16 protein-coding genes and 1 tRNA gene are annotated in these 15,861 nt (G+C 30.4%); 15 read left to right on the top strand and 2 right to left on the bottom strand.

The features are described 5' to 3' along the window. The first annotated feature begins 9 nt into the window (after window positions 1-9). The 14 genes from Q0V67_RS05410 (at window position 10) to Q0V67_RS05345 (ending at window position 12,159) form a co-directional block, all read left to right on the top strand. Entirely contained in the window at window positions 10-327 is a 318-nt protein-coding gene (locus Q0V67_RS05410) for an OadG family protein (protein WP_297597785.1), read from the top strand. A 15-nt stretch (window positions 328-342) separates the two neighbouring features. Further along, on the top strand, window positions 343-693 hold the full coding sequence (locus tag Q0V67_RS05405) for a biotin/lipoyl-containing protein (RefSeq protein ID WP_297597783.1): 351 nt from the start codon (window positions 343-345) through the stop codon (window positions 691-693). Between the two features lie 44 nt (window positions 694-737). Next, the gene (locus Q0V67_RS05400) at window positions 738-1,838 is read left to right on the top strand and encodes a sodium ion-translocating decarboxylase subunit beta (RefSeq protein WP_366938439.1); all 1,101 of its coding nucleotides are present in this window, start codon (window positions 738-740) and stop codon (window positions 1,836-1,838) included. Window positions 1,839-1,860: 22 nt separating this feature from the next. Continuing rightward, the gene (citD, locus tag Q0V67_RS05395) at window positions 1,861-2,142 is read left to right on the top strand and encodes a citrate lyase acyl carrier protein (RefSeq protein WP_297597778.1); all 282 of its coding nucleotides are present in this window, start codon (window positions 1,861-1,863) and stop codon (window positions 2,140-2,142) included. A gap of 9 nt (window positions 2,143-2,151) precedes the next feature. After that, the gene (locus Q0V67_RS05390; RefSeq protein WP_297597776.1) at window positions 2,152-3,051 is read left to right on the top strand and encodes an aldolase/citrate lyase family protein; all 900 of its coding nucleotides are present in this window, start codon (window positions 2,152-2,154) and stop codon (window positions 3,049-3,051) included. 1 nt (window position 3,052) lies between these two features. Then, window positions 3,053-4,603 carry a citrate lyase subunit alpha gene (gene citF / locus Q0V67_RS05385; protein WP_297597774.1) on the top strand — a complete coding sequence of 517 codons (1,551 nt, stop codon included), beginning with the start codon at window positions 3,053-3,055 and terminating at the stop codon, window positions 4,601-4,603. Window positions 4,604-4,648: 45 nt separating this feature from the next. Continuing rightward, entirely contained in the window at window positions 4,649-6,001 is a 1,353-nt protein-coding gene (locus Q0V67_RS05380) for a 2-hydroxycarboxylate transporter family protein (protein WP_297597772.1), read from the top strand. 131 nt (window positions 6,002-6,132) lie between these two features. Further along, window positions 6,133-6,864: a potassium channel family protein gene (locus Q0V67_RS05375; protein ID WP_297597770.1), complete on the top strand. Its 732-nt coding sequence runs from the start codon at window positions 6,133-6,135 to the stop codon at window positions 6,862-6,864. Between the two features lie 103 nt (window positions 6,865-6,967). Continuing rightward, window positions 6,968-9,724, top strand: a complete 2,757-nt coding sequence (locus Q0V67_RS05370) for a DEAD/DEAH box helicase (protein WP_297597768.1) — start codon at window positions 6,968-6,970, stop codon at window positions 9,722-9,724. Continuing rightward, window positions 9,725-10,477, top strand: coding sequence for a nucleoside triphosphate pyrophosphohydrolase (gene mazG / locus Q0V67_RS05365; protein WP_297597766.1), 753 nt, complete (start codon window positions 9,725-9,727; stop codon window positions 10,475-10,477). It begins immediately after the preceding gene. A 72-nt stretch (window positions 10,478-10,549) separates the two neighbouring features. Next, entirely contained in the window at window positions 10,550-10,840 is a 291-nt protein-coding gene (locus Q0V67_RS05360) for an RNA-binding S4 domain-containing protein (protein ID WP_297597764.1), read from the top strand. Next, the gene (ispE, locus tag Q0V67_RS05355; RefSeq protein WP_297597762.1) at window positions 10,840-11,697 is read left to right on the top strand and encodes a 4-(cytidine 5'-diphospho)-2-C-methyl-D-erythritol kinase; all 858 of its coding nucleotides are present in this window, start codon (window positions 10,840-10,842) and stop codon (window positions 11,695-11,697) included. The genes Q0V67_RS05360 and ispE overlap by 1 nt, the downstream gene beginning before the upstream one ends. A 34-nt stretch (window positions 11,698-11,731) precedes the next feature. Next, window positions 11,732-12,037 (top strand): septation regulator SpoVG, encoded by a 306-nt coding sequence (spoVG, locus tag Q0V67_RS05350; protein ID WP_297597760.1) that lies wholly within the window; start codon window positions 11,732-11,734, stop codon window positions 12,035-12,037. Window positions 12,038-12,084: 47 nt separating this feature from the next. Beyond that, window positions 12,085-12,159: transfer RNA gene (locus tag Q0V67_RS05345), tRNA-Gln, on the top strand. A gap of 107 nt (window positions 12,160-12,266) precedes the next feature. Here Q0V67_RS05345 and Q0V67_RS05340 read toward each other — a convergent pair. Continuing rightward, window positions 12,267-13,187: a pseudouridine-5'-phosphate glycosidase gene (locus tag Q0V67_RS05340; protein ID WP_297597759.1), complete on the bottom strand. Its 921-nt coding sequence runs from the start codon at window positions 13,185-13,187 to the stop codon at window positions 12,267-12,269. Then, window positions 13,184-14,269 (bottom strand): carbohydrate kinase, encoded by a 1,086-nt coding sequence (locus Q0V67_RS05335; protein ID WP_297597757.1) that lies wholly within the window; start codon window positions 14,267-14,269, stop codon window positions 13,184-13,186. Before Q0V67_RS05335 ends, Q0V67_RS05340 begins: the two co-directional genes overlap by 4 nt. A 153-nt stretch (window positions 14,270-14,422) precedes the next feature. On the opposite strand from Q0V67_RS05335, the gene Q0V67_RS05330 reads away from it, so the two are divergent. Continuing rightward, window positions 14,423-15,760 carry a DUF1576 domain-containing protein gene (locus tag Q0V67_RS05330; protein ID WP_297597755.1) on the top strand — a complete coding sequence of 446 codons (1,338 nt, stop codon included), beginning with the start codon at window positions 14,423-14,425 and terminating at the stop codon, window positions 15,758-15,760. Window positions 15,761-15,861: the final 101 nt, after the last annotated feature.

The following is a 15,861-nucleotide window of genomic DNA, read 5'->3' as shown; positions in this document are numbered from 1 at the left end:
TTTATAAGAATGTTTAAAGGACAAATATCACTTATAACTTCTCTTGAAATAACTTTAATAAGTATGTTAGTTGTTTTTGTGATTTTAGCAATATTAGCCTTTGTACTTTCACTGTTTAAATATGTACCAGCAGAGAAAGTAGTAGCAGATATTAAAAAAGCACAAAAATCAGCAGATATACCTAAAGAAGTTCAAAGAGAGAGATTTGATCCATCGAAAATAACAAGTGAAGATATGAAAATAGCTATGATGGTAGCATGTATAGAAGCGGCAGGAGAAGAAGAGAATGCCAACGTTAGAGTAATAGGAATAAAAGAGCTAAATTAAAGGAGTGTTAGAAAAATGATAAAAGTATATAAAGTTAAAATCGGAGAAAAAGTATATGAGGTTGAAGTAGAATCTGTAACGGAAATAAATGGAACAATATCAACACCAGCACCAACACAATCTTCAGCGCCAGCACCAGCAGTTTCAGGAACTGGAACAAATGTTGAAGCTCCTATGCAAGGTATGGTTGTTTCAATAGAGGTAACACCAGGGACAAGAGTAAAAGCAGGAGATACATTACTAGTGTTAGAAGCTATGAAAATGGAAAATCCAATAGTAGCGCCTGTTGATGGAGTAGTAGAATCAATAAAAGTAAACAAAGGTGACACAGTAGACGGTGGAACAATAATAGCAGTAATCGCTTAATAATAAAGAGTTAGAAAGGAGTTAAGATGGAGTTTTTGAGCAATATGTATGCTACAACAGGGATAGCGATGATGACTTTAAGTCAAGCAACAATGATTTTAGTATCATTATTTCTACTGTTTTTAGCAATAAAAAAACAATATGAACCTTACTTATTACTTCCAATTGCTTTTGGAATGTTACTGGTAAATTTACCAGCACCTATAAGTGAAGGTATTATGGATAAAAATGGATTATTAAATATATTATATCAGGGAGTTAAATATGGAGTTTATCCTCCATTAATCTTCTTAGCAATAGGAGCAAGTACAGACTTTGGTCCATTGATTGCTAACCCAAAGAGTTTAATGTTAGGAGCAGCAGCTCAGCTGGGGATATTTGGGGCATTTATAGGAGCTACACTTTTAGGATTAAGTGGAAGTGAAGCCGCATCAGTTGGTATTATAGGTGGAGCAGATGGACCAACAGCTATATATTTAACATCAAAGCTAGCACCACATATGTTAGGACCAATAGCAGTAGCTGCATATTCATACATGGCTTTAGTGCCAGTTATACAGCCGCCAATTATTAGACTTTTAACAACTAAAGAAGAAAGACAGATAAAGATGACTCAACTTAGAACTGTAAGTAAGAGAGAAAAAATCTTATTCCCAATAGTTGTAACAATAGTAGTAACATTAATAATACCATCGGCAATTCCTTTGGTTGGAATGTTAATGTTTGGAAATTTAGCTAAAGAGAGTGGATTAGTTCCTAATTTAGTAGAACATATTAAAGGGTCGTTGATGTATGTTGTAACAATTTTTATTGGATTAACTGTTGGAGCAACAACAAATGCAGAAGCATTTTTAAACTTAGCAACAATAAAGATAATAGTTTTAGGACTTTTTGCTTTTTCTTTTGGAACAGCAGGAGGAGTTATGTTTGGTAAAGTTATGTGCAAGCTTAGCAAAGGAACTATTAACCCTATGATTGGAGCAGCAGGAGTGAGTGCAGTACCTATGGCAGCAAGAGTTGTTCAAAAGGTTGGACAAGAAGAAAATCCAAGTAACTTCCTATTGATGCATGCAATGGGACCTAATGTAGCAGGAGTTATAGGTTCGGCAGTAGCAGCAGGAGTGTTACTAGCAATGTTTAAATAATAATAAAATTGGAGGCCAGAAAATGGAAATCAAAGTAAAAGCAGTGGCAGGAACTCTTGAGTCAAGTGATGTTTACATAATACTTGAGCCAAATACAAACGGAATAGAATTAGAAATGGAAAGTGTTGTAATGGGTCAATATGGAGAAGATGTAAAGAGAGTAATCTTAGAAAGCTTAGAAGAGCTAGGAGTTACATCAGCAAAGTTATTTGTAAATGATAAAGGGGCTATTGAGCCTGTAATCAAAAGTAGAATCCAAACAGTTGTAACAAGAGCAGCTCAACAAAAATTCACTTGGAAGTAGGAGGATAAAATGAAATTAAGACGTTCGATGCTTTTTATTCCTGGAAATAATCCTGGAGTAATAAAAGATGTACATATATATAGACCAGATTCAATTATGTTTGACTTAGAGGATGCGATAGCAGTAACAGAAAAAGATTCAGCTAGATTCTTAGTATTCAATATGATCAATAAAATGAGACCAATATACAAAAGTTTAAATATTGAGACGGTTGTAAGAATAAATGCTTTAGATACAGAGTATGGAGTAGAGGATTTAGAGTTTATTGTAAGAGCTCAGCCAGATATAATAAGAATTCCTAAAACAGATACACCTAAAGATGTTTTGGACGTGGAAGCTCATGTAGAAAGAATTGAAAAAGAAGCTGGAATTCCTGTTGGAACAACAAAATTAATGGTAGCAATAGAAAGTCCATTAGGAGCTTTAAATGCATACCAAATAGCAACTTCATCAAAGAGATTAGTAGGAATGGCAATAGGTGGAGAAGATTATGTAACTAACTTAAAAACAAATAGATCTCCAGAAGGTGTAGAGCTATTTACAGGAAGAGGATTAATTGTTATGGCAGCAAGAGCAGCTGGAATCGATCCATTAGACTCTGTATACTCTGATGTAAATAATGATGAAGGATTTATAAAAGAAGCTACAATGATAAAACAAATGGGATTCTCAGGAAAATCACTTATTCATCCAAGACAAATAGAGTTACTTCATAAAGTATATACTCCATCTGATTTAGATATTAAAAAGGCTAAAAAAATAGTAGATGCAACAAGAGAAGCTTTAGAGCAAAATAAAGGTGTATTTACAGTTGACGGTAAAATGGTAGATAAACCAATTATTGAAAGAGCTGAGCACGTATTGAGACTAGCCAAGGCAGCAGGGGTAAAATTAGGAGGAGATGAGTAGTATGATGAATAAAAGAGTTGATGAAAGTCTTTTAAAAACTATAAAAGGATATGAAGAAAGAAAAGCATATAACTCTCCATTTGCTTACCAACCAGAAGGAACAACAAATGAGAATACAACAGAGTTAAAGGGTGCAATCAGAAGAACTAAGGTTCTTAATTCTTTAGAAGAAGCTATAAAAAAATCAGGATTAAAAGATGGAATGACAATATCTTTCCACCACCATTTCCGTAATGGTGATAAAGTATTACCTATGGTAATGGATAAATTAGCAGAGATGGGATTTAAAAATCTTAGAGTTGCAGCTAGTTCTTTCACTAAAGCTCACGAAGGCATTGTAAAACATGTAAAATCAGGTGTAGTTAACAGACTTGAATCAAGTGGATTAAGAGGAGATCTTGCTACTGAAATTTCAAATGGTCTTTTAGGAGAATATCCTGCTGTTATTCGTTCACACGGAGGAAGAGCAAGAGCTATAGTTGAGGGAGATCTAAAAATAGATGTAGCATTTTTAGGAGCTTCATCGTCAGATTGTATGGGTAATGCCAACGGAGTTAGAGGGAAATCTCTTTGTGGATCTTTAGGATATGCAAAGGTTGACGCTGAACATGCAGAAAAAGTTATAATAATAACGGATAGCTTAGTAGATTATCCAAATAACCCTATGAGTATTCCACAAACTCAAGTTGATTACGTTGTTGTTGTTGATGAAATTGGGGATCCAAATGGAATTATGTCGGGAGCAACAAGATTTACTTCAAATCCTAAGGAACTTTTGATGGCAAAAAAGGTTTTGGATGTAATGTTATCTTCTGGATATTTTAATGATGGGTTTTCTATGCAAACTGGTTCTGGAGGAGCATCTCTTGCAGTAACAAGATTTATAAGAGAAGAGTTAATCAAAAAAAATATAAAGTGTAGCTATGGTTTAGGTGGAATAACAAAAGCTTTCGTAGATCTTTTAGAAGAAGGATTAATCGGTCAATTATACGATACGCAGTGTTTTGATTTAGCGGCAGTTGAATCAATCGCAAAAAATGAAAAACATATAGAAGTAAGTGCAGATTTCTATGCTAATCCATTTAACTGTTCACCAGCAGTAAATAAATTAGATTTTGTTATATTGAGTGCTTTAGAAGTAGATAAAGATTTTAATGTAAATGTTATATCTGGATCGGATGGAGTAATAAGAGAAGCATCTGGAGGGCATTCAGATACATCTGCGGCAGCAAATGTATCAATAATAGTGGCGCCTTTAACAAGAGGAAGAATTCCTACAATAATAGATAAAGTAACAACTGTTGTAACGCCTGGAAGTACAGTGGATGTAGTTGTAACGGATTATGGAGTAGTTGTAAATCCAACAAGAGTAGATTTATTAGAAAGATTCCAACAAGCAGGTATAGAATTAGTAACTATGGAAAAATTAAGAGAGCTTGCAAACTTTATCGTAGGAGAACCTAAAGAGATTGAGTTTGAAAACGAAGTAGTTGCAGTTGTAGAGTACAGAGATGGCAGCATAGTTGATGTTGTAAGAAAAATAAAAAAGTAAGTAAAATAAAATTTTACGATATAAATTTACAATAAGGGGAGAAAAATGGCAAAGAAAAATTTTAAAGAACTTTTTGATCCAAAAGAAACGAAATGGAGTGGACTATCTATCCAGATGTTCGCTGTAATACTGGCAGTAGTTGCAATAGTAGTTTACGTTCCTTTTGGTGGTAAGGAAGCAGGATTTATGATATCAAATTTCCTTACATTATTTACAATACTAGCAGTATTTGGTATTTTATTTGGAGAGATTGGAGATAGAATCCCTCTATGGAATGATTATATTGGTGGAGGAACAGTTTTAGTATTCTTCGCATCAGCAGTTATGGGAACTTATAACTTAGTTCCGGCGAAAGTTTTAAAATCGATAGATGTTTTTTATGGATCACAACCAGTTAACTTTTTAGAGTTATTTATACCAGCATTAATAGTTGGTTCTGTTTTGACTGTGGATAGAAAAACTTTAATCCAATCTATCGCTGGATACATTCCATTGATTCTAATAGGAGTATTAGGAGCAACAATTGGTGGAGTTTCAATTGGATTCTTATTTGGTAAAGCACCATTAGATGTTATTATGAACTATGTATTACCTATAATGGGTGGAGGAACAGGAGCTGGAGCAATTCCAATGTCAGAGATGTGGGCTCAAAAAACTGGTGGAAACCCTAAAGATTGGTTTGCATTTGCAATCTCAATACTGACAATAGCTAACGTTATAGCTATATTTACAGGAGCATTATTAAAAGAGATTGGAAAGAAGTATCCGACTTTAACAGGAAACGGAAAATTGATTCTAGATGATTCAAAAGAAGCTGTAAAAGAAGAAGAGGGACCACAACTAAAAGTAGGACAAAAAGAGTTTGCATCAGCATTAATCTTTACAGGATTTATGTTCATGCTTGCAAATATGTCTGCAAAAATTTGGAGTTCTTTAGATTTACCGTTCGAGATGCATAGATTGGCATTTCTAGTTGTTTATTCAATAATATTAAACATGTTAGGTGTAGTTCCTGCTTCTTTAAAAGCTGGAGCAAAGAATGTTCAAACATTCTTCTCTAAATATACAATTTGGATATTGATGGGAGCAGTAGGATTCGGTACAGATGTACAAGAGATAATAAACTCTTTATCATTTGGAAACTTAATGATTGCTCTAGCGGTTGTATTAGGAGCAACTTCATTTATAATGTTAGCATCAAAAAAAATGAAGTTTTATCCAGTGGAAGCAGCTATAACAGCTGGACTATGTATGGCTAATAGAGGTGGATCTGGAGATATTGCAGTTCTTGGGGCAGCAGATAGAATGGAGTTAATCTCTTTTGCTCAAATCTCTTCAAGAGTTGGAGGAGCTATGATGCTGATTATTGGATCTATGATATTTGGATTCTTTGCATAATTTAGCTTTTAGTTAATTTAAATCTGAGGTGCTAGTTAATATGACTAGCACCTTTTTTATTTATTAAAATTTTAAAAGAGAGAATAAAAAAACTGGTATATTCTATTAAATAAATTTTTAATGGAGGGAATATGAGGTTGTATGAAAAACAGCAAATAATTCATTTTTTAAAGAATGCTTTTTATTCTATGGGAATAGCATTTTTAATTTCAATATTTGCTCATCTTATAGTATCAAAGAAAATAGAGTTTATTGATACAATGTTAAGTTCTATAAAAATATTTTTTAGTATATTGCCACTAGTTTTTTTATCTCAAAAAAACTTTTTATTTCGTGATGGACCATTAAAAGCAATTTTTTTAGTTTTTTATTATCTTGTGTTGGTTCCAATTATTAATTTATCATTAAAAATAGAGAATAATGAAGCTTTGAACTATTTCTTTATTTTACTAGCGTTTATAAATATTTTTTTATTAATAGTATCTCATATAATAATATTAAAGTATGTTTTCTCTGATTTTTTAAGACGAAAAAGAAAAGTTGTGCCATCGGATGTAATTGTTGTAATAACAACATATATAACCATCACTATTAGTTTTGGATTGTTGTACACTGTACTTAGTTTGTTTAATAAGGTGCCTGTTTTTCATGGAATAAGTCGTGAATTGCCTGAAATTGAGTTTTATTTTAAACACATCTATTTTAGTTTTATAACAATAACAACGGTAGGCTATGGGGATATATATCCATTGACAACACTTTCACAGTTTATAGTAGTGGTTGAAATAATAACGGGATTACTTTTAACAAACGTAATCTTAGGACTTGTAATAGGTTCAGGAATTTTAGTTTCAAAGGATTAAAGATATTTAATATAAAAGCGAATTTTATAATATAATATTCGTTTTTTTTATTTAAAATAATGTATAATTAAATGAAAGAATTTTATTTAAGAGGAGTTAACCTATGTTAAGAAAAGATGTTTCTAAAATGTTGACTGAAAATAAAAATAATGTTGTTTATATAGCTTCTTCTAATAAAAATTTAGAAATTTATTTTAATGAAATATGGGAAAAAAAATCCATAAAACTGATAAAAATAAATGATCTCCAAGAAGAGGAAGAATATTTTAAAATAAATTATGAACTAATAGATGCGTTGAAAACTGATTTAAAAGTGATTATATTAGTTTCAGTTGAAGGAATATTATCACAATACTCTTTAAATGAAGATATGGTAACTTTAAAATTAGATTCTAGTATGACAAGAAAAAATTTAATTGATATTTTAGAACAAAATGGATTTGAAAAAAAATATTTAGTAGAAGAAAGAATGGAATATTCTGTTCGTGGCGATATTATTGATATTTTTCCACCTAATGGAGAGTTTCCTATAAGAGTAGAATACTTTGGAGATGAAATAGATAGAATAACATATTTTTCACATAATGATCAGAAAAGTTTTGAAAGATTAAGTATAGTAAAAATGTATATAAACAAAAATAAAACAAATGTTATAAATTTTTTAGATTTAATAGAGCGATTTAAAAAAAATAAAAATATTGATATATATTTGGAAAATATTGAAATAGTGAGCTATAAAATTGAAGAAGCCATTATAAGGGATAGAGAAAACGAAAAAAAATACAAACAAATTTATGAGTTACTAGAAAAAGAAGCAAAAAAAATAGATGTAATAAAAAGTGAAGGAAATAATCAAAAACAAAGAGTTGCTTTTTCAAAAGGTGGAATAAAATATGAAAACACATCTCAAATTAGAGAAGGTGATTATATAATTCATGAAAATTATGGGGTTGGAATATATCTTGGAATAGAAGAAATAAATGGAAAAGATTACTTAGCTATTAGGTATGCTGATGAAGACCGCCTATTTGTTCCAATAGAAGGACTAAATAAAATAGAAAGGTTTTTAGTTGACCCTGAAAATATACCTGAACTTTATAATCTTGGTAGAAGAGGATTTAAGAAAAGAAGAGAAAAGTTAGAAAAAGATATGCTTAAGTTTGCAAAAGAGATAGTGAAAATTCAAGCTAAGAGAGCTTTGAATTTAGGATTTAAATTTTCACTAGATACAGTTTGGCAAGAAGAGTTTGAAGAAAAATTTCCATATATAGAAACAAGAGATCAAAAAATTGCGATTGAAGATGTAAAAAGAGATATGGAATCGTCAAAGGTTATGGATAGAATTGTATGTGGAGATGTTGGTTATGGAAAAACAGAGGTTGCTATAAGAGCAGCATTTAAAGCTATTATGGATGGAAAACAAGTTTTATTTATAGCTCCAACAACAGTTTTAGCTCAACAACACTATGAAAGATTTATAGAAAGATATGAAAGCTATCCTATAGTGGTAGAGCTTTTGAGTAGACTAAATAGTGATAAAGAACAAAGAGAAATTTTAAAAAAAATATTGAGTGGAAGTGTAGATATTATAATTGGAACTCATCGACTTCTTTCAGAAGATGTAAAAGTAAAAGATTTAGGATTAGTAATAGTTGATGAAGAGCAAAAGTTTGGAGTAAAAGCTAAAGAAAAATTAAAGAAAATGAGAACAAATGTCGACATGTTGACATTAACTGCAACTCCAATCCCGAGAACTTTAAATTATGCATTATTGGGTATAAGAGATATTTCTGTAATAGAGACAGCTCCGGAAGGAAGAGTTCCAGTAGAAACAACATTTATTAATGAGGATAAAAAAGAAATTCGAGAAGTAATTATGAAAGAAATTTCTAGAGAAGGACAAGTTTTCTATATTTTTAATAAAGTTAAACGGATGGAAGAGAAATTAAATGAATTGAAAAATATTTTACCTAAATTTGTATCAATAGAATATATCCACGGGAAAATGTCGGCTAAACACATAAAAGAAAAATTGAAATCTTTTGATTCTGGAGATATAGACGTACTTCTAAGCACAACAATTATAGAAAATGGAATAGATATTGCAAATGCCAATACCATATTAATAGAAGGATTTGATAAACTAGGGTTATCTCAAATATATCAATTGAGAGGAAGAGTGGGTAGAGGGAAAAGAAAGGGATACTGTTATCTGGTTATAGATAAAGATAAAAAGCTAGGGAAAAAGGCAGATCAAAGAAAAAGTAGTCTTAAAGAAATTGGGAATTTAGGAGGAGGATTCAAATTATCTTTAGAAGATATGAGAATTAGAGGAGCGGGTGAAATTCTGGGTGAAAAACAACACGGAGCTCTTGAGACCTTTGGTTATAATTTATATACAAAACTTTTAAAAGAGGAGATTTCCAAAGTAAGAGGAGAAAAAGAGGAAACAAAAGAAATAAAAATATTTTTAGAAGATGAATCCTATCTTCCTAAAAATTATATTGAAGGAGATGAACGCCTACTTATATATAGAAGATTGGTAGATGTGAAAAATGTAGATACTTTAAAAGAGCTTGAAATTGAATTAATAGATAGATTTGGGGAGTTACCAAAAGAAGCCAAAAATTTATTAAATTATTTAAAAATAAAAATATTGGCTAAAAAATTAGGAATAGTTGAAATTTCAAAGCTAGATTCAGAAATATTTATTAAATTTGACAATGAGCACATTCAGTTTGAAAAGATTGTAAGTTTAATAGAGTTAAAAAAAGCGAAATATTCACCTAAAGATGATGGAATATATTATAGAGGAGAAATATTAGAATTTTTAAAATGGTATGAAGGAGAGGAAGAATAAATGGATAAATTTCAAAATTTTGTAAATCTTATAAAACAATTAAGAAGTCCTGACGGGTGTCCTTGGGATAGAGAACAAACATTAGAAACGTTGAAACCTCATCTTTTAGAGGAAACATATGAAGTTTTAGAAGCAATGGATGAAGGAGGGGATAATTTAAAAAGTGAATTAGGAGATTTATTATTACAGATAGTATTTCAATCTAATATTTCAGAAGAAAAAAATAAATTTTCAATAAATGATGTAATAGATGGAATTTCAGAAAAGATGATTAGGAGACATCCTCATGTTTTTATGAGTAAAAATATGGCTTCGAATTCAAGTGAAGTATTAATCAATTGGGAGAGAATAAAAAGTGAAGAAAAGGAACATGAAAATAGAAAATCAGTTTTAGATGGTGTACCAAAAAATTTTCCTGCTCTTTTAAGAGCTGAAAAACTTCAAAAAAAAGCATCTAAAGTAGGGTTTGATTGGTTAGAAATTCATGGTGTTATAGATAAAGTCGAAGAAGAAATTCAAGAGTTAAGGGATGAGATTATTTTAAATGATACAAAAAAGGCACAGGAAGAATTAGGAGATCTGTTTTTTGCATTAGTTAATTTAGCAAGACATCTAAATATCAATCCAGAAATTTGCTTAAATCAAGCTTCGGACAAATTTGACAAAAGATTTAGATATGTGGAATCTCACTGTGATTTAAAAATGTCATCTTTAGATGTTATGGATAAATTGTGGGAAGAGGCAAAAAAATAAAAATATTTTTTTAAACTATTGACATCTGAAAAAAATAAGGTATATATAATAGTACCAATCAAGAGGAGAGATATGAGATTAGATAAATTTTTAAAAGTGAGTAGAATAATAAAAAGAAGACCAATTGCTAAAGTTGTGGTTGATGGCGGAAAAGCTAAACTCAATGGAAAAATTGTCAAAGCAAGTTCAGAAGTAAAAGTTGGTATGGAATTAGAGTTAGAATATTATAATAAATATTTTAAATTTAAAATTTTAGAAGTTCCTGAAGGGAATGTTTCAAAAAATAGAACTTCAGAACTAGTGGAGCTTTTGGACAGTAGAGGAATCATCGTTGATTTGGATAGTGAGGAGGACCTATTTTAATGGAGTTTAAAGTATTTCCAAACGCTAAAATAAATATAGGACTAAACATAGAAGGAGTTTTAGAAAATGGTTATCATCTTTTAGATATGACTATGCTTCCAGTCGATTTGAGCGATATTTTAGAAGGGAAAATTTTTAATGAAACTGGATCTTTAACAATAAAAACAAATAAAAAGGATATTCCAACAGATGAAAGTAATATCTTGTATAAAGTATATAAGGAGTTTTATAATAAACTAGGGATTACGCCATTAAAAATAGACATCTTTTTAGAAAAGAGAATACCACATCAAGCAGGCTTAGGTGGTGGGAGTTCAGATGGCGCATTTTTTCTAAATATATTGAATGATTACCATAAAAAACCGTTCAGCATAAATGAATTAATAGAGATTGGAAAAAATATAGGTGCAGATGTTCCATTTTTTATTATAAATGAGCCATCTAGAGTTAAAGGGATTGGTGAAGAAATAGAGGTTATCAAAAATAATGTGAAAATACCAATTGTTATAATAAAACCTAATTTTGGAATTTCAACAGCGTTAGCTTATAAAGAGATAAAAAAAATAAAAGTTCCCAAAATGGCAGATATAAGTGAGATAATTAGAGGACTAGAGAGTGGAGATTTAAGTTTATTTCAAGATAAAATTGAAAATAATTTAGAAGAAGCCCTTCTATTGGGGGATGAAAGAACACAAGAATTTAAAAAACAATTGGAAGATATAGAGGGCATAAGATTTTATATGTCAGGAAGTGGAAGTGCATACTATGGATTTTTATTAAAGGATATTGATAAGATATTTTGTAATGTAAAACAAAGATTTAAAAGTTGCGAGATATTTCTTTGCAATTTTAAATAAAAAACTACTAAATCATAAGGAAGGTGCATTTAGAATGAAAATTACAGATGTTAGATTGAGAACAGTGAAAAATGAAAACGAACTTAAGTTAAAAGCTTATGCAGATGTTACTTTTGAAGAATGTTTTGTAATACATGGATTAAAAGTAATTGATGGTCAAAAAGGAATGTTTGTTGCTATGCCTTCAAGAAAAATGCCAGACGGTGAATATAAGGATATAGCTCATCCAATAACACCTGAGTTAAGAAAAGAAATAACAGATAGTGTTATAGCTAAGTATCAAGAAGTTATGTCGCAAGAAATAACACCGGTAGAAGTAGTAGAAATTGTAGAAGAATAAAAAACCATTGACAAAATGATAAAAAAATGATATTATCTAAACGATGTTGGGGTGTCGCCAAGCGGTAAGGCAACGGACTTTGACTCCGTCATGCGTTGGTTCGAATCCAGCCACCCCAGCCATTTAAACAGTATCATTCAAGGAACTTTTAAGTTCCTTTTTTTTATGTGTTTTTTTAGTGAAATTTACAAAAAATAAAAAAAGTGTCAGTGACACTTTTTTTATTTTTTTATAAATTACTAAAGTGAGATGCTATTTGTGAAGCAAGTCTAGCATTATTAAAAACAAGTTCAATATTAGCTTCTAAACTCTTTCCCTTCGTTATATCTTTAACTTTAGCCAAAAGGAATGGAGTACTCTCTTTTCCTTTTATTCCTTTTTCTTCAGCTTCGGCAACAGCATTATTGATAGCAGTGGTGATTGTATCAAAATCCATAGCAAACTCTTTTGGGATAGGATTTGCAATAACAACTCCTCCTTTTAGATTTACATCCCATTTAGCTTTGAGTGTCTTTGCAATTTGCTCCGGAGTGTCCATTTTATAATCTACACTGAAACCACTTTTTCTAGTATAAAATGCAGGTAACTCTTTAGTTTGATAACCTAAAACAGGAACACCTTTTGTTTCTAAAAACTCTAAAGTGAGTCCGATATCCAGAATAGATTTAGCTCCTGCACAAACAACAGCAACATCGGTCATTGCCAATTCTTCTAAATCTGCTGAAATATCCATAGTAGTTTCAGCTCCTCTATGAACCCCACCTATTCCACCGGTAGCAAAAACTTTTATTCCAGCTAGAGCTGCAATAATCATAGTTGAAGCAACAGTTGTAGCTCCATCAGCTTCTGAAGCTAAAATAGCAGGAATATCTCTTCGACTAGCTTTTGTGACATCTAATCCTTTTTTTCCTAGATAATCCACTTCTTCTTTGCTTAATCCTACTTTTAATTTTCCATTTAAGATAGCTATTGTTGCTGGTATAGCTCCATTTTCTCTAACGATATCTTCAACTTTAAGAGCAGTTTCAACATTTTGTGGATAAGGCATTCCGTGAGATATAATAGTTGATTCAAGAGCAACTATTGGTTTATTATTATTTAAAGCCTCTTTTACCTCATCTGATATAATCAAATATTTTTCTAAATTCATAAATTTTCCTCCTTGATAGTATTGATATTTTTTAAATTCATATTATCACTAATTGTTTTATCACTAGATATAGCGATGCTAGCACAAGCTATTCCGTTGATACAACTTTCTAAAATATTAAGATTTTGCATATAACTATATGCTATACCAGCCATAAAAGCATCTCCTGCTCCAGTAGTATTTATAACGTCAGTTTTAAATGAAGAATGATGTGAATAGATTTCACCATTAGAGAAAAATACCCCTTCTTCTCCTAAAGAGATAAAAACTTGCTTAACACCCTTATTTATAAAAAATTCAGCACATTTTTTCAAAGAAGCAGAATCTGTAATTTTTATACCTGAAATGGCTTCGGCTTCTAATTTGTTTGGTTTGATTGTATGGATTTTTCCGACTAAATCAATTATTTTTAAAGCTTTTGTTGTAGAAACACAATCTAGAAAAATAGGAGTCTTAATATTGTTTAATATAAATTCAATTGTTTCTTTGGGAATGTTTGTATCTATAATACAAAGTTGTGACTCCTCAATAAGTTCTTTTTTTGATTTTATATATTCAATTGTAAGGTTTTCATAGAGATCCATTGCGGATATAGCAATTTTCATATCTTTATTCTCGTTTAAGATAGAGAGATATGTAGATGTTGGCGAGTTCTTAATAGTAAGAGAGTTAGAAATAGCTATTCCTAAAACTTTACAATTCTTTTTGATTTCATCACTGTTAAAATCATCCCCCAAAACAGTTATTAATTCAACATCTTGATTAAGTCTTGAAAGATTATCAGCTATATTTCTTCCAACCCCACCAAAAGATGTATTAACTTTTCCGGGATTTGAATCGTAGTCTTTTAAAGGTGAGTAGGAAGTAGCCGAAATATCGATATTTGTTCCTCCTATAACACTGATAAATGGTGTTTTTTGTATAATATATCCTTTACCAATGATTTTACCTTTTTTTATTAAATTAGAAATATGTACAGCTACAGATGAACGTGCAATATTAGCTTTTTCAGCAAGTTCAGCTTGAGATATGAAAGGATTTTCTTGAATCCAGTTAAGAATCTCTTGTTCCCTATTTGTCATAGTCTCTCCTTATTAAACATTTGTTTATATTGTTAAACATTTGTTTAATGATATCATTAGAGTGTATAAAAGTCAATGAAATTCAGATAAAAAAATTGATTTTTACTGGAAAAAAGATTAAAATTTTAATAAAAAGACTTGAGGGGTGGTAATTTGGATAATTTTAAAGGGGATAGGAGTAAAAAAGCTTGGATATTAACAGAAGTTTTAGCTGTGTTTATGTTTTGCTTATTTGTTTATTTTGTTTTTACAGGGCAAGAAAATGTGTTGGAAGGATTTGTCAAAATTCTAACATCACCAACAGTTTTAATAACAGACTTTTTAGTTATAGGAGGAATAGGAGCTACATTCTTGAATGCGTTTCTAATATTTATTTTTAACTATACACTTATGAGGTTGTTAGGTACACCTTTGAACGGAATAGCAATAGCTTCATTTTTTACAGTTTTCGGGTTTTCATTTTTTGGAAAAAATATTTTAAATATATTACCTTTTTATGTTGGTGGAATCTTATATTCAAAATATGAGCATATAGAGTTTAAAGATTTAATTGTAACAATATCTTTTACAAGTGCTTTGGCACCGTTTATAAGTGAAGTGGCTTTTAACATACATGTTTTGAGTGAATACGCATATATAAATGCAATTGTTTTAGGAATTTTAATAGGTTTTATAGTAACTCCATTAGCTAAAAAAATGGCTGGGTTTCATGAAGGGTTTAATTTATATAATTTAGGTTTTACTGGTGGAATTTTAGGTGCGGTGATAGCTTCAGTATTAAAACTTTATCAATTTGTCGTGGTTCCTCAAAGAATAATATCTATAGAGTACGATTTGAAATTGAAAATTATTTCAAGTTTAGTATTCATTTCTTTAATAGTGATAGGATTTTATATAAACAATAAAAGTTTTTCAGGTTATCGGAATTTACTTAAAGATAACGGATTAAAAAGTGATTTTGTAGTGAAGTATGGATATGGATTAACTTTTATAAATATGGGAATAATGGGATTTGTGGCGATGTTATATCCTATCCTTTTAGGACAGACATTAAATGGACCTCTATTAGCTGGAATTTTAACGATAGTTGGATTTTCCGCATATGGAAAAACAATATATAATATAGTTCCCATATTACTAGGTGTATATCTTGGTCAATTTGGAAGTAAAACCGATGGTTTTACAATAGCTTTGTCAGGATTGTTTGGAACTTCATTAGCGCCAGTGGCTGGAGTATATGGAGTGTTTTGGGGAATAGTAGCTGGAATATTTCATATAGCCGTAGTTCAAAGTATAGGTGTTATTCATGGAGGGCTTAATCTATATAACAATGGATTTTCTGCAGGAATAGTAGCAGGTTTCTTATTACCTATAATAAATACAGCTAAAGAAAGTGCAAGTAAAAGAAAAGCAAAGTATCTTCAAAGACAAAAAAGTTTACATGATTTGATAAGAAAAACAGAGGAACAACTCTACGAAAAAGAAGAATAAACCATTTTATAAAAAGGAATGTTTTTAGATAAACATTCCTTTTTTTATAAAAATAAAAAAACTTTGTTGACAAACTTTAAATGCTGTGGTATGATTATATA

This window comes from uncultured Cetobacterium sp. (assembly GCF_947072685.1).
Lineage (GTDB): Bacteria > Fusobacteriota > Fusobacteriia > Fusobacteriales > Fusobacteriaceae > Cetobacterium_A.
Note: the sequence above shows the minus strand (reverse complement) of the source record. Positions and strands in the feature narration are given on the sequence as shown.